Annotated in this window: 8 protein-coding genes; all 8 read left to right on the forward strand. The window is 33.6% G+C overall.

Annotated features, from left to right (window positions below):
• The first annotated feature begins 19 nt into the window (after positions 1–19).
• Complete coding sequence (locus FNW52_RS18280; RefSeq protein ID WP_143378931.1) at positions 20–3085, forward strand: type I polyketide synthase; 3066 nt, start codon at positions 20–22, stop codon at positions 3083–3085.
• Positions 3086–3186: 101 nt separating this feature from the next.
• Positions 3187–9171, forward strand: a complete 5985-nt coding sequence (locus FNW52_RS18285) for a non-ribosomal peptide synthetase (protein ID WP_143378932.1) — start codon at positions 3187–3189, stop codon at positions 9169–9171.
• 181 nt (positions 9172–9352) lie between these two features.
• Entirely contained in the window at positions 9353–10978 is a 1626-nt protein-coding gene (locus FNW52_RS18290) for an MBL fold metallo-hydrolase (protein WP_143378933.1), read from the forward strand.
• A gap of 73 nt (positions 10979–11051) precedes the next feature.
• Positions 11052–13427, forward strand: a complete 2376-nt coding sequence (locus tag FNW52_RS18295) for a TonB-dependent receptor domain-containing protein (protein ID WP_143378934.1) — start codon at positions 11052–11054, stop codon at positions 13425–13427.
• Positions 13428–13438: 11 nt separating this feature from the next.
• Entirely contained in the window at positions 13439–14185 is a 747-nt protein-coding gene (locus FNW52_RS18300; RefSeq protein WP_255515648.1) for a thioesterase II family protein, read from the forward strand.
• 174 nt (positions 14186–14359) lie between these two features.
• Positions 14360–16012 (forward strand): cyclic peptide export ABC transporter, encoded by a 1653-nt coding sequence (locus FNW52_RS18305; RefSeq protein WP_185966035.1) that lies wholly within the window; start codon positions 14360–14362, stop codon positions 16010–16012.
• A 168-nt stretch (positions 16013–16180) separates the two neighbouring features.
• The gene (locus tag FNW52_RS18310; RefSeq protein WP_143378936.1) at positions 16181–18556 is read left to right on the forward strand and encodes a penicillin acylase family protein; all 2376 of its coding nucleotides are present in this window, start codon (positions 16181–16183) and stop codon (positions 18554–18556) included.
• Positions 18556–18927 carry a hypothetical protein gene (locus FNW52_RS18315; RefSeq protein ID WP_143378937.1) on the forward strand — a complete coding sequence of 124 codons (372 nt, stop codon included), beginning with the start codon at positions 18556–18558 and terminating at the stop codon, positions 18925–18927. Before FNW52_RS18310 ends, FNW52_RS18315 begins: the two co-directional genes overlap by 1 nt.
• The last annotated feature ends 82 nt before the right edge of the window (positions 18928–19009 follow it).

Genomic DNA, 19009 nt, shown 5'->3' on the forward strand with positions numbered 1-19009 from the left:
AATATATAATACAATTACGATGGAAAATAATAATAGAAAAAAAGATATTGCTATTGTTGGAATTTCAGGTAGGTATCCTAAATCAGCTACCATTAATGAATTCTGGGAACATTTAAAAAATGGTAAAGAACTAGTTCATTTTTATACTGATGAGGAATTAAAAGCCGTAGGGATGAGCGAACAAGAGCTGGCAAACCCGGATCTAATAAAAGCACAAGCCTTTCTGGAAGATCCTAATAGTTTTGATTATTCTTTTTTTGGATATACCAAACAAGAAGCCATGTCTATGGATCCTCAAATTCGCATGATGCACGAACAAGTTTGGCTTGGTCTGGAAGATGCCGGATATAACCCAAAAACATATAAAGACAAAATTGGATTGTACTTATCTGCATCGGATAATTTGAATTGGAGAGCTTATACCATGATTTCAAATAATGCTAATGTAAATTCATTTTATCTAAATCAAATCTCTAACGAAAATTTTATAAGTACACTCATCTCTTATAACCTAAACTTGAGAGGTCCTAGTTATTATGTAGATACAGCTTGTTCAAGTTCATTAGTAGCTGTTCATCAGGCTTGCCGTTCCTTATTGATGAGAGAATGTTCGATAGCAGTTGCAGGTGGCGTAAGAGTCTATTCTAAACCATACAAAGGACATTTATATCAGGAAGGAATGACAAATTCTAAAGATGGTCATTGTAAAGCTTTTGATGAAGATTCGTCTGGAATTGTATCAGGAGAAGGAGCGGGAGTAGTGGTTTTAAAAAGATTTGAAGATGCTATAAAAGATAATGATCAAATTTATGCGGTAATTCGATCATCGGTTGTTAATAATGACGGAAACAGAAAAGTAGGTTATACAGCGCCAAGTATAAACGGGCAATATGAGTGCATCAGACAAGCACATCAAATTGCAGATGTAACCCCTGAATCTATCACGTATATAGAAGCGCATGGTACAGGAACAAAATTAGGAGATTCTATAGAAGTAGAAGCACTTAATAAATCTTTTGGGTATAATACAAATCATCATTGTGCTATAGGTTCTGTAAAAACAAATATAGGACATCTTGATGTAGCAGCTGGGATTACAGGATTTATCAAGACAACATTAGCATTAAAAAATAAAATGCTTCCACCGTCCTTACATTTTAAAAACCCAAATCCGGAAATCAATTTTAAATCCGGTCCTTTCAAAGTGCAAACAGAATTGTCAAATTGGAATTCGGTTAATAATCAACCTTTAAGAGCAGGTGTAAGTAGTTTTGGAATTGGCGGAAATAATGCTCACGTAGTGTTAGAAGAAGCTCCGATAAAAAATAAAACGACAGAAGATAATACCTATAAACTACTGCGTTTTTCTGCACAATCTGTAGGATCATTAAATGCTTATCAGGAAAAACTAGTTTCATTTCTTGAAAAAAATGAAAGCGATAGTTTCCGTGACATGACATATACGCTTCAGGCAGGTAGAAATCAATTTAAGTACAATAGATTTTTAGTGAGTAATTCTAAAGAAAACGCATTAGAAATTTTAAAAGATCCTTTAAGTACCACTTTATATTCGGCAAAACTGGATCAAAAGCGAAAAATAGTCTTTATGTGCACTGGTTCTGGCGCACAGTATTTTAACATGGGAAGAGATCTTTATGATACTGAGCTGTATTTTAAACAACTTATGGACGAAGGATTCTCGATCATTAAAGAATTGACTGGGATTGATGTTTCAAAAATCTTGTATAAAGAAAATACAGATCAGGAAAAAGGTTTTGATATCAATAAAAATGAGTTTACCCAACCCATTGTATTTGTCTTTGAATATGCTTTAGCGAAATTAATGATGCATTGGGGTATTCATCCAGATAAATTGATCGGGCATAGTACAGGAGAATATGTTGCTGCATGTTTAAGTGACGTTTTTTCGTTTGAAACAGGAGTAAGGTTAGTTGCTAAACGTGCTTTATTAATGAATAAGTCTCGCAAAGGAAGCATGTTGAGCGTTTCTCTTTCTGAAGAAAAAATAAAAGCATATTTAAATGATAACGTCGCTTTAGCAGTAGTTAATTCTCCGGAGTCTTGTGTATTATCAGGAACAGAAGAGGCGATAGAGTCGCTTATGGAAATATTTGAAACAGAAGAAATTTTACACTCAAAATTAAAAATTTCATTGGGAGGACATTCTTTTTTAATGGATTCAGTTTTGGAAGAATTCAGACAAGAATTAGAAAATGTTGAATTCTCTGCATTAAAAATTCCTTTTGTATCAAACCTAACCGGACAATTAATAACTGTTGACGAAGCAAAATCATCACAATACTGGATAGATCATTTACGCCATACCGTACGATTTTCTGATGGTTTAACGACCTTATTAAAAGAACCCAACAGCATTTTTATAGAGGTAGGTCCCGGAAATACATTAACGACTTTGTTCCAGCAACAAAATCACAATCCGGCCGCTAATAATACAGCTATAAACCTGATCAGACATCCAAAACAGGAAATTAATGATCAGGAACATCTTCTGATAAAAATGGGAGAATTATGGATTAATGGTCTGGATATCGATTGGGAAACGTATTATGGAGCACAAAAACCGCATCGTGTTTCTATGCCGGGTTATGTATTTAATAAAACAAAACTTCCTGTAAAAGTAAATCCTTTTGAACTCTTGAATCTTTCAGGAGCAGAAAAAATCGCCACAGTAACACCTTTTGCTTTAGAGCACTTTGATGATAATGAAGCATTTCAGGAAGATCTGGATAAAAATGTTGTGTCCTTTGTTAATTATGTAACGCCAACAAATGAAACGGAAGAAAAACTGGTCGAAATGTGGAAAATCTTTTTTAGTAAAGATGAGGTTGGAATTTTAGATGATTTTTTTGCTCTGGGAGGCAATTCCTTAAAAGGAGTTACGATGCTTAAATTGATTCAGAAAACATTTGATACAGACATAAAAATTAAAGATTTCTATCAAAAATCTACGATAAAGGACCTGGCTTCCGAGATCGATATGAGATTAAAATTTGTTGTAAATCTGGAAGAAGAAAGTAGTTATAAATCAGTAATGACGATCTAGAAAGGATCGTCTTCTTTTTCTTTATCCTCAAAGCGACAAAAAATAACAACACAATTTATTAATTATAGACAAGCTATTATATAAACCAAAAACGAAATACAATGGTCAATTTATTAAATGAAATCTACGAGAATAATATTACGATAACACTGGATGGTACAGATCTTAAACTTGGTTTTAGAGATGAGGTAATAGATGAGGCACTTATTACAAGAATAAAAGAAAATAAGCAAGAAATTGTTTCATACCTAACTAAGTATTTATCTTCAGTTAGTTATAATAATATACCTAAAGTTGAGACTCAAAAGAGTTATGAAGTATCCTCAAGTCAACTTAGAATGTTATCCTCACTATTTGTAGAGACAGATGAGAAAGGATTCAATTATGCGGTACCTAATTCTATTCGCATAAAACAAGATATTAATGTTGTAAATTTTAAACGTGCTGTATATAGTACCATAGAGAGACATGAGTCATTGCGTACTGTTTTTAAAATCAATGAAGAAGGGCAAATAAGACAATATATTTTAGAAAAAGAAGATTTAGATTTTACAATAGATTTTTTTGACCTTAGAACTTTAGATAAAAGAGAAGAACAGGTAAAAGCTATTACCAGAGATGATGTAGAAAAACCATTTGATATAGGCCGGGGACCATTAATTAGAATAAGTTTATTTCAGGTAAAGGATAGTGAATTTATTTTTTACTGCAATATCCATCACGTAATAAGCGATTCCTGGTCTCTTGATATATTATTCAAAGACATTTTTGCATTTTACTCTTCTTTTGAATCGGGTGTTCCGGTCGAACTTCCAGAACTAAATATTCAATATAAAGATTATGCAGCCTGGCAAAATGAGCAACTTTCTAAGGGACTTTTTAAAAGCGAGGAAGCCTATTTTAAAGATACATTTTCAGGAGAATTACCTGTACTTAATTTTACAAATAACAAGAAGAGACCAGCTATCAGAACGTTTAATGGATTTGCACTTAAATCCTATCTTTCTAAAGAGACTACTGCGCTCTTTAAGAATTTTTGTTCCGAGAAAAAAGGAAGTCTTTTTATGGGATTACTAGCTGTCTGGAATGTACTCCTTTATAAGTATACCAATAGTACCGATATTATTATTGGTACTCCAATTGGTGGGCGTGATCACGCAGATTTAAAGGATCAAATAGGGTGTTATATCAACTCATTGCCATTACGAAATCAACTCAATCCTGAAGAAACATTCAATACATTTTTTGATACTGTAAAAGAAAACACGTTATCTGCCTTAGATTGTCAGTTTTATCCTTTTGATCATTTATTAAAATTGATCAATTATAACAAAGACATGTCAAGGTCTCCTTTGTTTGATGTTATGCTCCTACTGCAAAATGCGATATACGATATCCAACAATCTAATGTAGATGAAACTCAAATAGAAGATATAAAACTATTGGGGGAAAACTCAGCATTAGCAGATTTAGATATCAACTTTATCGAAGAAGGAGATTATTTATGCTGTCATTTAGTATACAATACAGACGTTTTTGAATCCGAGTATGTGATAGGGTTATTAACACATTTTAAACAATTAATTGAAAAAATTGTTTTGCAGCCTAATACTCCTATTCAGGAAATTGATTATTTGTCTGTAAAAGAAAAAGAAGAGTTAGTATTGGATTTTAATAATATAACATTTCCATATTCTCCAGAAGAAACATTATTATCCTTGTTTGAAAAACAAGTAAAGCAAAATCCGAATAAAATTGGTCTTTTTGCTGGTAATAAAGAATTTACTTATGCAGCGTTAGATGTGGCTTCAAGTGACTTGGCTCGTTATATAAATAAACAGTATCAAATTAAAAAAGGGAAACTTATAGGGATACAATTAGAACGTAATGAGTGGAATATTATATCCATACTTGCGATTTTAAAATTGGGATGCGCTTATGTTCCTATTGCTGCTGAGATGCCTAATCAGATAAAGGAACATATTATTGCTGATACTCAGTTAGAATTGCTGATCACAACAACGTCTTATATGTTTGATCTTGAGTTTTATACCGGAGCACTAATGGCAGTAGATATTGTTTTTGATGCCAGTAACTGTGATGCGGTAACAACTGTTGTTACTCCTAGTGATTTAGCCTATGTTATTTATACTTCCGGATCAACAGGTCTTCCTAAAGGAGTTATGATAGAACACAGTCAGATTGTAAATACAATCCTTACTCAAATTGATTACTTTAAATTAGATCAAAACTGTAGAGGATTACAATTTGCTCCTTTTTCTTTTGATGTCTCTGCATGGGAGACCTTTTTGAGTCTTCTATCAGGAGGAACTCTTTACATGGCAAGCGAAGAACAACGAAAGGATGCAAATACACTGACAACCTTTATAAAAAACAACAAAATCAACATTGCTGCATTGACGCCTTCGTATCTTGCCCTGGTAGATATTGACGATTTAAAAACAGTAGAGATATTAATTACTGGTGGAGAAGTGCCGGACTATGAAATTATAAAACCATACTTTAAATATGGTACTTATTATAATACATACGGGCCAACTGAGGCTAGTGTTTGTTGTACTATTTTTAAGATGCCGGAAGACAATACACTGGCGTATCGCAATATTCCTATTGGGAAACCAATATCAAATGCCAAAATTTATATTCTGGATAAACATCACAATCTGGTTCCAACAGGCGTGGTAGGAGAAATATGTATAGGAGGTAAAGGAGTTGCCAGAGGATATCTGAACAGAGAAGAATTAACCAATCAAAAGTTTATTAAAAACCCATTTGAAGCAAATGGGAGATTATACAAAACAGGAGATTTAGGAAAATGGACTACGGAGGGTAATATTATTTATGAAGGACGTAATGATGAACAAGTAAAGATAAGAGGACATCGTATAGAATTAAGTGCTATTGAACATCAATTATTGTCTAATGAAAAAATAGACGAAGCTGTAGTGACTGCACAAAATGACGAGAAAGGAAATAAAGAGCTTGTTGCCTACATCGTAATGACAGCTCCGGTCAGTATAGAAGAACTAAGATCTTTTTTATCAAAAATTATTCCTGACTATATGATCCCGACAAGTTTTATCTTTTTAGATAAAATACCGTTGAACGTAAATGGTAAAGTAGATAAAAAAGCACTCGTAAAAACAGTTGGTGTAGAATTGTATAGTGAAGTACAATATGTAGCACCAGTCACCACCGAAGAAAAAATTCTTGTTGAGTTTTGCGAACGGGTTTTGGATAAAAAGAACATCGGTATAAAAGACAATTTCTTTAGTTTGGGAGGAGAATCCATAAAAGCAATAATGTTAATTTCAAGATTAAAACAAAAAGGATTATCACTAAAAGTAGATCATATTCTTAGAAATCCAATATTAGAAGATCTTGCTAAATTAATTACTGTAAATACGAGAAATATTGATCAGTCAGAAGTTACGGGTGAAATTCTACTAACACCGATTCAACATTATTTCTTTGCTACTTCGGCCATAAAAGAAAAACATCATTATAATCAGTCTGTCCTTCTAAAAGCAAAGGAATCAATTAATTCTGTAAATCTAATAAAGGCACTGAAACAGGTTATCAATCATCATGATGCCCTGCGTACTCAGTTTGAAAAAGAAAATGGAGTTTGGAAACAGCGTAATCTTATCAATGATGCTTTTAATTTTGATATTGAATTATATGATTTACGAGACGAGGATGATGCGCTTTCTGCCATGAAAACGATAAGTGAGGAGTTTCAGTCCAGTTTTAATCTGGAAAAAGGAAGGCTTATAAAAGCTGTTGTTTTTAAATTAAAGGACGGTGATAGACTGGCTTTATTCGTGCATCATTTGATCATTGACGGAGTATCATGGCGCATATTTTTACAGGACTTGTCTGAAGCATACGCACACAATCAAAGAGGAGAACAACATCAGTTACCACTAAAAACAGATTCTTATCAATATTGGGCTAAAGGGCTGCATCAATATGCCTCTAGTCTGGAATTAGAGAAGGAGAAATTGTTTTGGGAGCAAGTTTGCTCATCAGTTGTCGCGCCAATTCCAATAGATTTTAATAATAATAATGATAAGGTACATTATCACGATCAGAAAGTTACCCTTGTACTGGATAAAGAATATACCAATAAATTGCAAACTCAGATTTCGAAACAGTATAACATTGAGATTAATGAGGCTTTGCTTACTGGTTTAGGTCTTGCATTAGAGGAAGTTCTTGAGGTAAAAAAATCTGTTCTTACAATGGAAGGTCATGGTAGAGAGGAAATCTTACCTGCGATGGATGTAAGTAGAACTATTGGCTGGTTTACTTCGACTTTTCCTTTTGTTTTAGAAGTCTCATCATCAGATAGTATAGAGAACATTCTTAGAATTAAAAAAGATTTGAATAAAATCCCTCAAAAAGGAATTGGATATGGAATTCTTAATTTTTTAGATGAAAAATCAAACCTGGAAAAGGAGACCTGTATTGAGTTTAACTATTTAGGAGATTTTGGTAGTAAAGTAGGGGCAAATGAAACCTCACCTTTTGATTTTTCAACAGAATCTATCGGTTCTTCTTTTAGTAAAGAAAATGGCACTGATGCGAAGCTAAGTATAAACGGGATGATTTCATCAGAACAATTAAAGATGACCATTTCATATTCTTCTAAGGTTTTTAAGGAAGAAACAATTAGAGATCTTGTAAAAGCCTACCAAAGAAAACTGGAGCAAACGATTGATGACCTGATCAAATCAGAAAAAGAACTGAAAACAACAACAATAGCTGAGCCTCAAAATGGTACACAAAAACAATTGCAGGTTCAAAATGATTGGTTAGATCTATCAGAGAATCAGAAAAGAATTCTGCAATTTCCACAATCACATGGAAGGTTTGGCCCAATTGTTATTTCAGATTTTTCCAAGGACACATTTGAGGGTACGTTCAGAGAATTTTTAGGACTTTTCCCTTTTCTAAATGTGAAATTCAAAAAAGATACCGATACCGTTATTTCCCAAAAATATGTATCCAATCAGGAGGTAAATTTAGAGATAAGGATTGTTGATGATTACAACGAAACCAAAAGAGAGAAAATAGAGGGAGAACTAAATGAATTTTTTACAAATCCGTATGACCTATTTGATAATAGTAATATGATCAGGTTATTTTTAATAGCCGATACTACAGATAAAGCCTATCTTTTTGTAGGCATCCATCATTCTGTTACAGATATGTACACAAATTTGATTGTACAGCAAAACCTGCTAAATTTTTATATCAATAAACCGATAGAAAATAATTACAAATCGAACTATGAATTTATAGCATGGCAGAAAGAATTTCTAAAATCAGAAATTGCCAGGGAACAACGTGAATACTGGACGGAATATTTGAAAGGTTTTAGCATTACAAAGCAAAATCAGGTTCAGTACAATTTTATTGAATGTGTGACGCAAAAGATTGCTATTAAAGGAGAAGATTTCCAAAAACTGAAGCAAAAAGCAGATAAGCTAAACCTGCCAATTACGGGAGTATTTATTGCAGCGCATCAGAAGTTGTTAAGAGAAGTAAAGAAAAATGATAAGTATTTACAATTAACAATTGTCAATGGGCGAGAAGAAGTTTCTAAAGAAATTGAAGTTAATAAGATTCTGGGAGTACTTAATAATTATTTACCCTTGGGGGTTTTAGATCCTTCAGCTTATCAATCTCATAAAGATTTTATTCTAGCTGCATATACTGATTATCTTCAGTCCCGCCTTTATCAGACCATTCCTTATGAGATAATTAGAAAAGATTATAAAGAAATGACAGCAATTGATATAGAAGGAGCAATAGGAGGAACATTTAACTATCAGGTTCCTACCTATAATAAGACTATAGAAGATTCCATTTCTGGAGAAGCAATCGTCACGTCTTATAGTACAAATAGTTTCAATACGGGTTTTGACCTGACGTGTTTAGTTTATGAAAATGGAATTCTGTTAGATTTGATGTATCCTGCAAGCTATGACGAAACTACACAAAAACCGTTTGATTTGGATTTCTTCATTAAATTTTGCTTGTACCCTCTCTTAGATTAAATCTTTTGGCAACAGCTCAATTTGATTAATAAGATTATCCTTTTGTCGTAATAGAGATTTAGAGACCCCTATGTTTAACAATAAAATGTTTGCGCTCTTCAGATGTCTAGAGGATATGTTTTATCCAAATTCAAAGTAAAATTATCAAAACTTAAATAATTAATTATAAAATAATAATATCATGGAAATACAAAATAACGATTTAGTATACATTAAAAGAAATTTAGCTATAGAACCTTTAGTAGATAACTGGTATGCCTGGCCTCACTTGATATCCCCTGCTACAGCTGCAATGAATATTAAAGATCGACATTTGAAAATTATGTCGTCTTATGTTCAAAATCCTATGATTCATGCTGCAGCTGTAAAAACACCTAAAATGTTAGGAGGACCTTTTATAGATTATGACGGAAAAAGAGTAGATGAAATTCAAGGACTTATTGACAATACCAAAGAGCAGTGTGCTGATCTTTTGGCCTTAAGAGAAGATGTATTCGCTCTTAACGATATTCTTAAAAAAGAAGCTAAGGGATATGCTCTTACCGAATTATACAACAAAGTGCCAGAGAGTTTACAGGGGCTTGTAGAATTGGTATACGACATCAATAATAATCCCTCTTTTCGCTTTTTCGAATCCTTATTATATGAAACAGAGTTTTACAAGGAATCCCTTCAAAGTTTCAATTTGTTTTTAGTACATGACGATGATTCGAGATCATTTGTACTGAGTACACCAAAACTGCCTGGAGGGGATATTTTACGAGTAAACCTACCACTCAAAAGTGAAAAAATTGATCAGCTTTTTGAAATGGAAGATCATCCTAAAACATTTGGGGAAATCGCAAAAATATTTGATGTAGAACCGGAAGATATTCCTTTGTTTAAATCTTTTTTCACAAAAGAAAAGTCTAAAAAATATGAACGATATACAGGAGACGGTGTTCTTACAAGGTATTTTGGACATGCCTGTATTCTTACCGAAACAAAAAACACGACAATATTGGCAGACCCTTTAGTGAGTTACGGTTATGAGTCTGATATATCGCGATATTCCTATGACGATTTACCGGAATCTATCGATTATGTATTGGTAACGCATAATCATCAGGATCATATTCTTTTTGAAACTTTATTGCGCCTAAGACGCAAGATTAAAAACATCATTGTTCCAAAAAGCAATGGCGGTTTCCTGCAGGATCCAAATCTGAAACTAATGTTTGAAAGAATCGGATTCAAAAATATTATAGAATTGGGAGAGATGGAAACCATTCATTTTGAAGATTGTTCGATTACAGGATTACCATTTGTTGGAGAACATTGTGACCTGGATGTAAGAAGTAAATTATGTCACCATGTAGCCTACAAAGACGGATTAAAAGTATTGTTTGCAGCAGATTCTTGTAATGTATCACCAAAGTTATACGAGCGTATTCATAAGGTAATGGGAGATATAAATGTTATTTTCTTAGGAATGGAATGTGAAGGAGCACCGTTATCCTGGTTATACGGACCATTAATGCCGGAAACTTTAGCTAGAGATAAAGATGAATCTAGACGATTGGCCGGATGTAATTTTGAACAGGCTAAAGCACTAATAGACGTTTTTAAACCTAGCGAAGTCTTTGTTTATGCTATGGGAATGGAACCTTGGTTAAAATACATAAGTTCCATCAAATATACAGATGAGTCTATTCCGATTGTAGAGTCAAATAAATTATTAGCATACTGTCTTGCCAATAATATATCGCCGGAAAGACTTTTTGGGGAAAAAATTGTTGAATATAAAAATGACCTTGTTCTAAGATAAAGGGTTACTAATCCAGGCATTATTATAAAAGCTTTAATGTCAAAAAAAAATGTTAATAATTAATTAAGATATCATGATAAAATCAACATTCATATATGCATTAGTATTGTTATGTATGTCTACCATATCAGCCCAGTCCTTGACTCAAATATCAGGAACACTTTCTGCAGAGGATCCAAACGAAAAATTAGCATACGCTTCTGTTATTGTAAAACAGGATACACTGATTGTAGAAACTGTGATCACTAATGATAAGGGTGAGTTTAAGATTGAAGGCATCAAAGTAGGGAAGTATACGGTTGAATTTCAATTTTTAGGTTTTGAGGGTTCTACTATCTCATTAACTGTAGAGGGTTCTAAATCAAATATTAATCTTGGAACCATTCAGTTAAAATCTGATGTAACTTCTCTTGAAGAAGTTGTTGTTACATCAGAAACATCTCAAATGTCATTAAAACTAGATAAAAAAGTTTTTGATGTAGGGAAGGATCTAATCTCTAAGGGAGGATCTGCAACGCAAGTGCTAGATAATGTTCCCGCTGTCAGGGTCGATCCTTCCGGTAGTGTAAGTCTGAGAGGCAATAGTAATGTGCTCATTCTTATTAATGGAAGAAAATCGGGACTATCATCGATTCAAGGATTAGAGCAGATTCCTGCAGAATCGATAAAATCGGTAGAAGTGATTACAAATCCTTCATCACGATATGATGCAGCAGGGTCTGCCGGAATTATAAATATTGTTCTTAAAAAGAACACAAAAGAAGACCTAAGTGGTAGTATGACCTTGGTGGCAGGAATTCCCGCTGATTATAGGGTACTGGGAAGTCTTAATTATAAAAAAGGAAAATTTAATTTGTTTTCCAATTTTGGGGTTCGTTATACTGATTACGTAGGACTTAATACAAGAGATCAAGTAAGTACATCAAATGGAAATGATCTTTTTTTAAATCAACGAGAAGATCAGGACAGACATGATGATGGACGACTAGTACATTTGGGATTGGATTATTTTATAAATGATAATAATACAATTACAGCCGCATTTTATAGAAATGGTACAAAAGATTTAGATAAGAATACCTTGAATTATAAATTCTCAGGGGAAAATATTCAAGATTCACACATTCAAACAATAGGGGAATCAGAAGAGAATAGAAGTTATAATCAATTGGAGTTCAATTATACCAAAACGTTCAAAAAACCGGATAGAAAATTTACAGTAGACTTCCAGTATGATTTTTGGAACAGTACAAAAGATTTTAACATCCAAAGAAGAACCCTTGTTCCCGATACGGCAGATCTGTCCGTTATAAACACACTATCAAACCGGGCAAGTGATGATATCGTACTACAATCTGATTATGTAACTCCCTTAAGTGAGACCGCCAATTTTGAAACAGGGGTTAAGCTTGAAAACAGGGTAGTATCTACAGAATTTGCCGCAGATGAAGAAATTGACGGAACAGTTACGACAATAGACGGTTTTAACAATCGGTTGGATTATAAAGAACAAATCCTGGGAGCCTATGTTCAATATGGCAATAAGATAAATAAATTCAGTTATTTATTAGGACTGCGAACAGAGTATACCCATATTGAGATCAAAGACCAGAATGCAGGGGGTGTTTTAACAGACAGTACATATACAAGATTGTTTCCATCTGTAAATTTAAGTTATCCCTTGTCAGAAAAAACGACTACTCAGTTAAATTATAGCCAGCGAATCAATAGACCTAATTTAGACCAGTTAAATCCTTTCCCGGAACTCCAGGATTTTAACTCACTTATTTTTGGAAACATTAACCTGCTACCTTCTTTGACAAATGCTTTAGAATTGGGTATTTTAAGTAAAGTAAAAGGATTAGTACTTAATCCTTCGGTATACTATTCAAAAACTACAAATAATTTTCAATATTTTACAACACAAAATGATGATGGTATTTTTGAAACTGTCATAGTAAATCTTGATGAAGAAGCACGATTTGGTCTGGAAGTCTCGGCTCAGTACGCCCCCGTAAAATGGTTGTCTCTTAATGCGGAGGTTAATGCTTATAGCTTTAGTCAGAAAGGAAGTGTAGGAACAACTAATCTGGATTATTCTAATGAGACTTGGACCGCAACATTATTAAGTCAGATTAAGTTCCCTAAAGATTTTACGTTTCAAAGTAAATTTGAATACCAAGCGCCAGTGAGTGATGCCCAAACAAGAACTAAATCATTTTATTATTTGAATATGGCTTTAGGGAAATCATTATTTAAGAATAATGGAACAATAACGCTGGGGGTAAGTAATATTTTTAATACTCGAAAAATAAGGGAAACAATTATTGGTGATGATTTTGTAGTAAACCAGATGACTAATTTTAATGCAGCTCGTTGGAACCTTAATTTTAACTATAGGTTTAATAAGGGAAAAAATAGAAAAGAACATCAAAGTAATAGAAAATAATACTATCATCTATGCTACATCTTAAGAAAGAAGTTATGTACTCAAATCAAAAAACACAGATATTTTTATTGCATTTTGCAGGAGGAAGTTGTTACTCTTTTGATTTTCTAAGGCATGATATTCAAAATAATTTTGAATATCATGCCTTAGAACTTCCTGGAAGAGGAAAACGAAATCTCGAAAGACACCTTTTTAAAAAGACAGATGCTGTTCTGGATTACGTTTTCCAAATTAAAAAATTAAGAAATAATGACCGACCTTATATCATCTTCGGTCATAGTATGGGGGCGACATTAGGACTGTCGGTTGCGAAAAAAATGGAAGAGCATTCAGATCCGCCAAGCCTGTTAATTGTTTCCGGTAATCCGGGGCCGGGCGCTTCCTATAACGACAAAGTAAGACACACCTTAAGCGATCCTGAATTTAAAAAAGAATTGAGATCTTTAGGAGGTGTGCCCGAAGAAGTCCTCGAAGACCAGGACCTATATAATTATTTCAGTCCCATCATGAGAGCCGATTTTGAAATCTTAGAAAAAAACAAATTTTCTGAAGTAGGTCTTGTAATTGAAACTCCAATTTTTGCCGTAATGGGAGATCAGGAAGAAACTGTCGTAGACATTGAAAACTGGAAACTATATACCAGCGGAAAATTTGACTATCAGATATTGCCTGGAAATCATTTCTTTATTCACAGTCAGGTAAAAACATTAGCAAAAATTATCAACGAATGCGCTGCCTATTCATTAGTCAGCATGTAGCATAAGGTAGTAGCGATAAAATAGGTATGTACTTATAGTTTTTTTGTTAGAAAATACAAGGGTCTTATTATGCTTTCGCAAAAGCGATTACCCCACCGGAAACTAAATCAGGTAAATAGATACCCCTGCGTCGTGGGGCTGGGGACTATTTATAATTTTATTAAAAAATCAGACATGGAAAATAATATATCAAAAATTACCGACTCTAAACTTATTCCTACAAGACCCTTAATTGGATATTCTTTACTGGCCATAGTTTCAGGATTGTCAGGGTTTGCATTTATAACAATTATTAATAAAATTATAAGCAATTCTATTACTTCTACCGAAACAGTATCGATGCAAAACTATCTATATCTATTTGTAGGAACTATTGTTATCTTTTTTATTTCACGCAGGTGGCTGGCAGGTGGTATTATTAAGTTATCTCAAAAAATATATTGGGACATTAGAAAAGACATAATAAAGCTTATTCTTAAAGCACCTTACAGAAAGCTTCAGGAATATAAAGAAGAAGTTTTTGCCACATTAACAACAGATGTAAATAATATTACGAATGCATCATTAATGATAATTACATTTTTTTCTTCGATTATTTTGATACTGGCCTGTTTAGTATATATGGCTTTTTTGTCTTTAAAGTTATTCGCGGTTAGTATTGTGGTCATAGCGCTGGGAGTAGTTATCTATGCAGTCAGATCTAAGACCAGTAACAGGCAAATAAAAGAAGTAAGAGAATTAGAAAAAACATTCATAGGAATTTTTAACAGCATTCTTAACGGAGCAAAAGAAATTAATATCAACGCCGATAAAGGAACTCAAATCTATGACCGGAAAGTAATGAAAGTGGCTACGACCGGAGGAGACAAATATGTAACGGCACTTTTAAAATACCTCAATAGTGAGATTATAAGCCAGTTATTATTCTATAGTCTCATTACCTTTATTCTGGTGTTTGCAGGACCGGTATTTCAAACCCCAACGGCAATTAAAGTAAGTTTTATATTTGTTTTACTGTACCTGATGGGACCCATTGTAAGTGTAATGACAATCATTCCGGTGATGACAAGGGCATTAGTATCTCTTAACAAAATGGAGAAACTTAAAAGTGATCTTACAGCACTTGAAAAGATGCAGGAGGTTGATAATAAAGGGCAGTACAAAGATTTTTCAGATTTAAAAATACGCAACTATGCCTTTTCTTTTGGCGAAAATCAATTTTCAGTAGGGCCAATTAATTTTGACATTAAAAGGAATGAGATTGTTTTTGTATATGGAGGTAACGGAGAAGGGAAAACCACATTTATTAACACCATTTTAAACCTCTACAATCTGGATAACGGAGAAGCTTATATAGACGGAGAATTAGTTCCGCTAAAAGAACTGGAGAAAATAAAAAACCTTTTTGCTCCTGTTTTTAGTGACTTTTATTTGTTTGATGAGTTCTACGGAATAACAAATGTTGATTATGATAAAATAAATAAATATTTGAAATTGTTTGAGTTAGAGGGGAAAGTACACATAAAAGACGGGTATTTTTCAACAACCGACTTGTCTACAGGGCAGCGTAAACGAATCGCTTTAATCAATACACTTTTAGAAGACAGGCCTATTATTGTACTTGATGAGTGGGCTGCAGATCAGGATCCGCACTTCAGACATAAATTTTACACCGAAATTATCGCTACACTAGTTCGGGATGAGGATAAAACAATCATTGCGATCACGCATGATGACAGATATTACAATACCGCAGATACTTTACTCAAAATGGAGTATGGTAAATTAGAAAAAACAAACATTTCAGAGCTTGCCGAAATCTTTTAGAACAGCTCAAAAACACTCTAATGCTTTCTTTTATTGGCCCTGCACAAGTTTCTTTTTACTCCCGGGTAAAAAGAGAGGGGCCTCATGTGTTTTGTAAAATAGAGGAATTAGAACACAGACCCGCTTAAACCTATAAATTCTATTATTTAAAGATATAATCTCAAAAAAATGAAAAGAAATAAAACAATTAAAATAGTACTTTTTGTCCTATTATCTCTGGGCTGGATATTTATCACCACTTTTAGACTGGGGCCATTTGGTTCTCTGGGCCAATTAACGACTTATAAAACAGGTTTGTTATCTGTTCCTTTACAAAGTGATGGAACACAAAAGATCCATAGTGGTCAAAAATTAGATATCTATGTAGATAATGTTGGAATTCCACATATCTATAGTGCTACAAAAAATGCGGCAGCTTACGGTCTGGGGTATATGCACGCAAAAGACAGGTATTTCCAGATGGAGATGATTTCAAGAATTGTACAGGGAAGATTGTCAGAGTTTTTATGGTCCGGAACCCTAAAATCGGATAAGTTCTGGAAGCCGTATGAGTTTGAGAAAAAATCGGAAGAGATACTGCAAACCTATAAAAAAGAAAACCCGGAATTTTATGCCTACTTGCAATCGTATTCCGACGGAGTAAATGCTTATTTAGAAAAAAATGAGAACACAGATCCCTTGTATAAAGCTTTAGGAACGGCACCAAGAAAATGGAAAACAGAGTATTCTTTGTTATTTACGTGGTACATGAGCTATACATTGACCTATTTTGATCATCATATCGATCAACAGGAAATTTTTGAAAAATTACCGGGACAGGAGATAACTTATTTTTATCCTTTACAGCCGGAAGGAATAAATACTATTTTACCCTCTAATTCAATACCCTCCAGTGTAAATGTATCCCATTTAGGAGTACATTCTTCAGAGACAGCTTCATTAGAAACCGCTCAAAAAGAACCGTCATTATTTGATTTAGGAGCTAAATTAATGACAAATCATAAATTCTATCAGGGTATAGGAAGTAACAACTGGGTCGTAAACAACACTAAAACAAAGAGCAAAAAGAATATTCTGGCAAATGATCCTCACTTGTATCTGACACTTCCGGAAGCTTTTTATGAAGCTCACATTGTAACAGGTGCTTTCAAAACCTATGGTTTTACAATACCTGGTGTTCCTGTAGTCGTAAGTGGTCATAATGATAAAATTTCATGGGGAATTACCAATGGAGAATGGGATTTGGTTGACAGATACAAACTTCGGGTAAAAAATGACAGCCTGTACCTTTATGAAGGAAAATGGATTCCTTTTCAGGTTAAAAACTATACCATCAAAGTAAAAGGAAAACCGGATTATATAGAGAAGTACAGAAGCACAGTACAAGGTAAAGTTATAAAAGAGGAGAACGGTCAGTATTATGCACAGCATTGGTATGTTGCAGAAAAAAGCAACTCCGTAAAAGCCATGTATGAAGTCATGAAAAGCCAAAATTGGAATGGCTTTTCAACAGCATTAAAAGACTATAGTTATCCCCCGCAAAACTTTGCCTACAGTGATGTAGAGAATAATATTGGAATTGTATGCGCGGGCGAATTGCCAGCAAGAAGTACTGACTATATAGGTCAGGTATTAGACGGTACTAAAAAGTATATTCCGGCGAAGCCTTTAGATGCTTTTTGGTCTGCTTTTAATCCAGATAAAGGATTCTTGTTTTCGGCGAACCAGCAGCCTATTCAGAACAATGTTTACTTCGGTGCTCATGGTTCAAAAGACGATTACAGAGCAAAACGTATCTATTCTGTATTGGAAAAAAAGAAAGACTGGTCAGTCCCGGAAATTCAGAAAATGCAAAGTGATGTCATTGATATTTCTTTGAACGATTTTAAAACATTAGTAAATAACTATCCGGTAAAAGAGAAATATAATGGCATTGTAAAAGAACTAAAAAACTGGGATGGAAATATGAGCGGTGACGGAAATCAGGCATTGGTTTTCGAAATGTTGCGAAAAGTCTCCATAAAACAAGCAAAGCAATTTGCAAAGACCAGACTACAGGTAAAACAAGAGCCTTCGTTACAGAACTTCTTAAAGTATTTAAATGATAAAAATTACGCCATTCCAGGTGGTGATAACAAGCAAAAAATCGTAGACGCCATTTTTGAAAAAACACTGGATACCTTAACGCAAAGTTATGGAGATCAATGGAAAAAAGTTACCTACAAAAACATGTCTAAATTTAATATAAACAACATCCTGTTCATACCCGGACTGGGAGAGAAAATCGATAATATTGGGGGTAACATCAATACCATTAATATCAATACAGAAAAGTTTCATCCGGTCTTTCGCGCGGTATATGAAGTAAAAGATGGAAACATACAGGCACATACAATTCTGGCCGGAGGTCAGAGTGGTTTGATAAACTCAATACATTATAAAGATCAAATTGAATTCTGGAGAAAAGGGCAGTACAAAAAAAGCCAATTTGTTAAGAATCCTGCTAAACTGGAAAAAATTATTAACACTATAAAATTTAACTAATGAAAAACATACTAAATTACTTGCCTTATATAGTTGTCTTACTAGCACAATTTTTAATAAACAACTATACCATAATACTGCTAATTACAATTTTAACAGGCTTTATCGCTGCTTTTAAAATAGAACATAAAAGAGTTTTTTTAAAATGTTTTATAATTGGATTTGTAGTATTTACCATCGTATTTCTGATCTACGAATCACGCGTAGCGTATGTCAAAGACCTTTTTGTTAATCTTGGGTTATCCGGTCTTTTCATATACGTACTTTTCCCATTGTTTAATGCTTTAAACACTGCAATTCTCTTCTTTTTTGGGTATAAAATTGGTACGCTGGTTTTAGAAAGAAAACTTGCAAGAGCCAGCCAAATATAGGCTCTCGAAGGAACTTGTAAAATTTAGGCAGCCCACCCGAATAGTTGCATGAAGAGAACCGCAACGTCGGGCAGTTTTTTAT

It is taken from the genome of Flavobacterium sp. ZT3R18, assembly GCF_007097385.1.
GTDB lineage: Bacteria > Bacteroidota > Bacteroidia > Flavobacteriales > Flavobacteriaceae > Flavobacterium.

Excerpts from the sequence above, each read along its gene's own strand:
- FNW52_RS18280 (WP_143378931.1), top strand. The coding sequence starts at position 20 with ATGGAAAATAATAATAGAAAAAAAGATATTGCTATTGTTGGAATTTCA.
- FNW52_RS18285 (WP_143378932.1), top strand. The coding sequence starts at position 3,187 with ATGGTCAATTTATTAAATGAAATCTACGAGAATAATATTACGATAACA.
- FNW52_RS18290 (WP_143378933.1), top strand. The coding sequence starts at position 9,353 with ATGGAAATACAAAATAACGATTTAGTATACATTAAAAGAAATTTAGCT.
- FNW52_RS18295 (WP_143378934.1), top strand. The coding sequence starts at position 11,052 with ATGATAAAATCAACATTCATATATGCATTAGTATTGTTATGTATGTCT.
- FNW52_RS18300 (WP_255515648.1), top strand. The coding sequence starts at position 13,439 with ATGCTACATCTTAAGAAAGAAGTTATGTACTCAAATCAAAAAACACAG.
- FNW52_RS18305 (WP_185966035.1), top strand. The coding sequence starts at position 14,360 with ATGGAAAATAATATATCAAAAATTACCGACTCTAAACTTATTCCTACA.
- FNW52_RS18310 (WP_143378936.1), top strand. The coding sequence starts at position 16,181 with ATGAAAAGAAATAAAACAATTAAAATAGTACTTTTTGTCCTATTATCT.
- FNW52_RS18315 (WP_143378937.1), top strand. The coding sequence starts at position 18,556 with ATGAAAAACATACTAAATTACTTGCCTTATATAGTTGTCTTACTAGCA.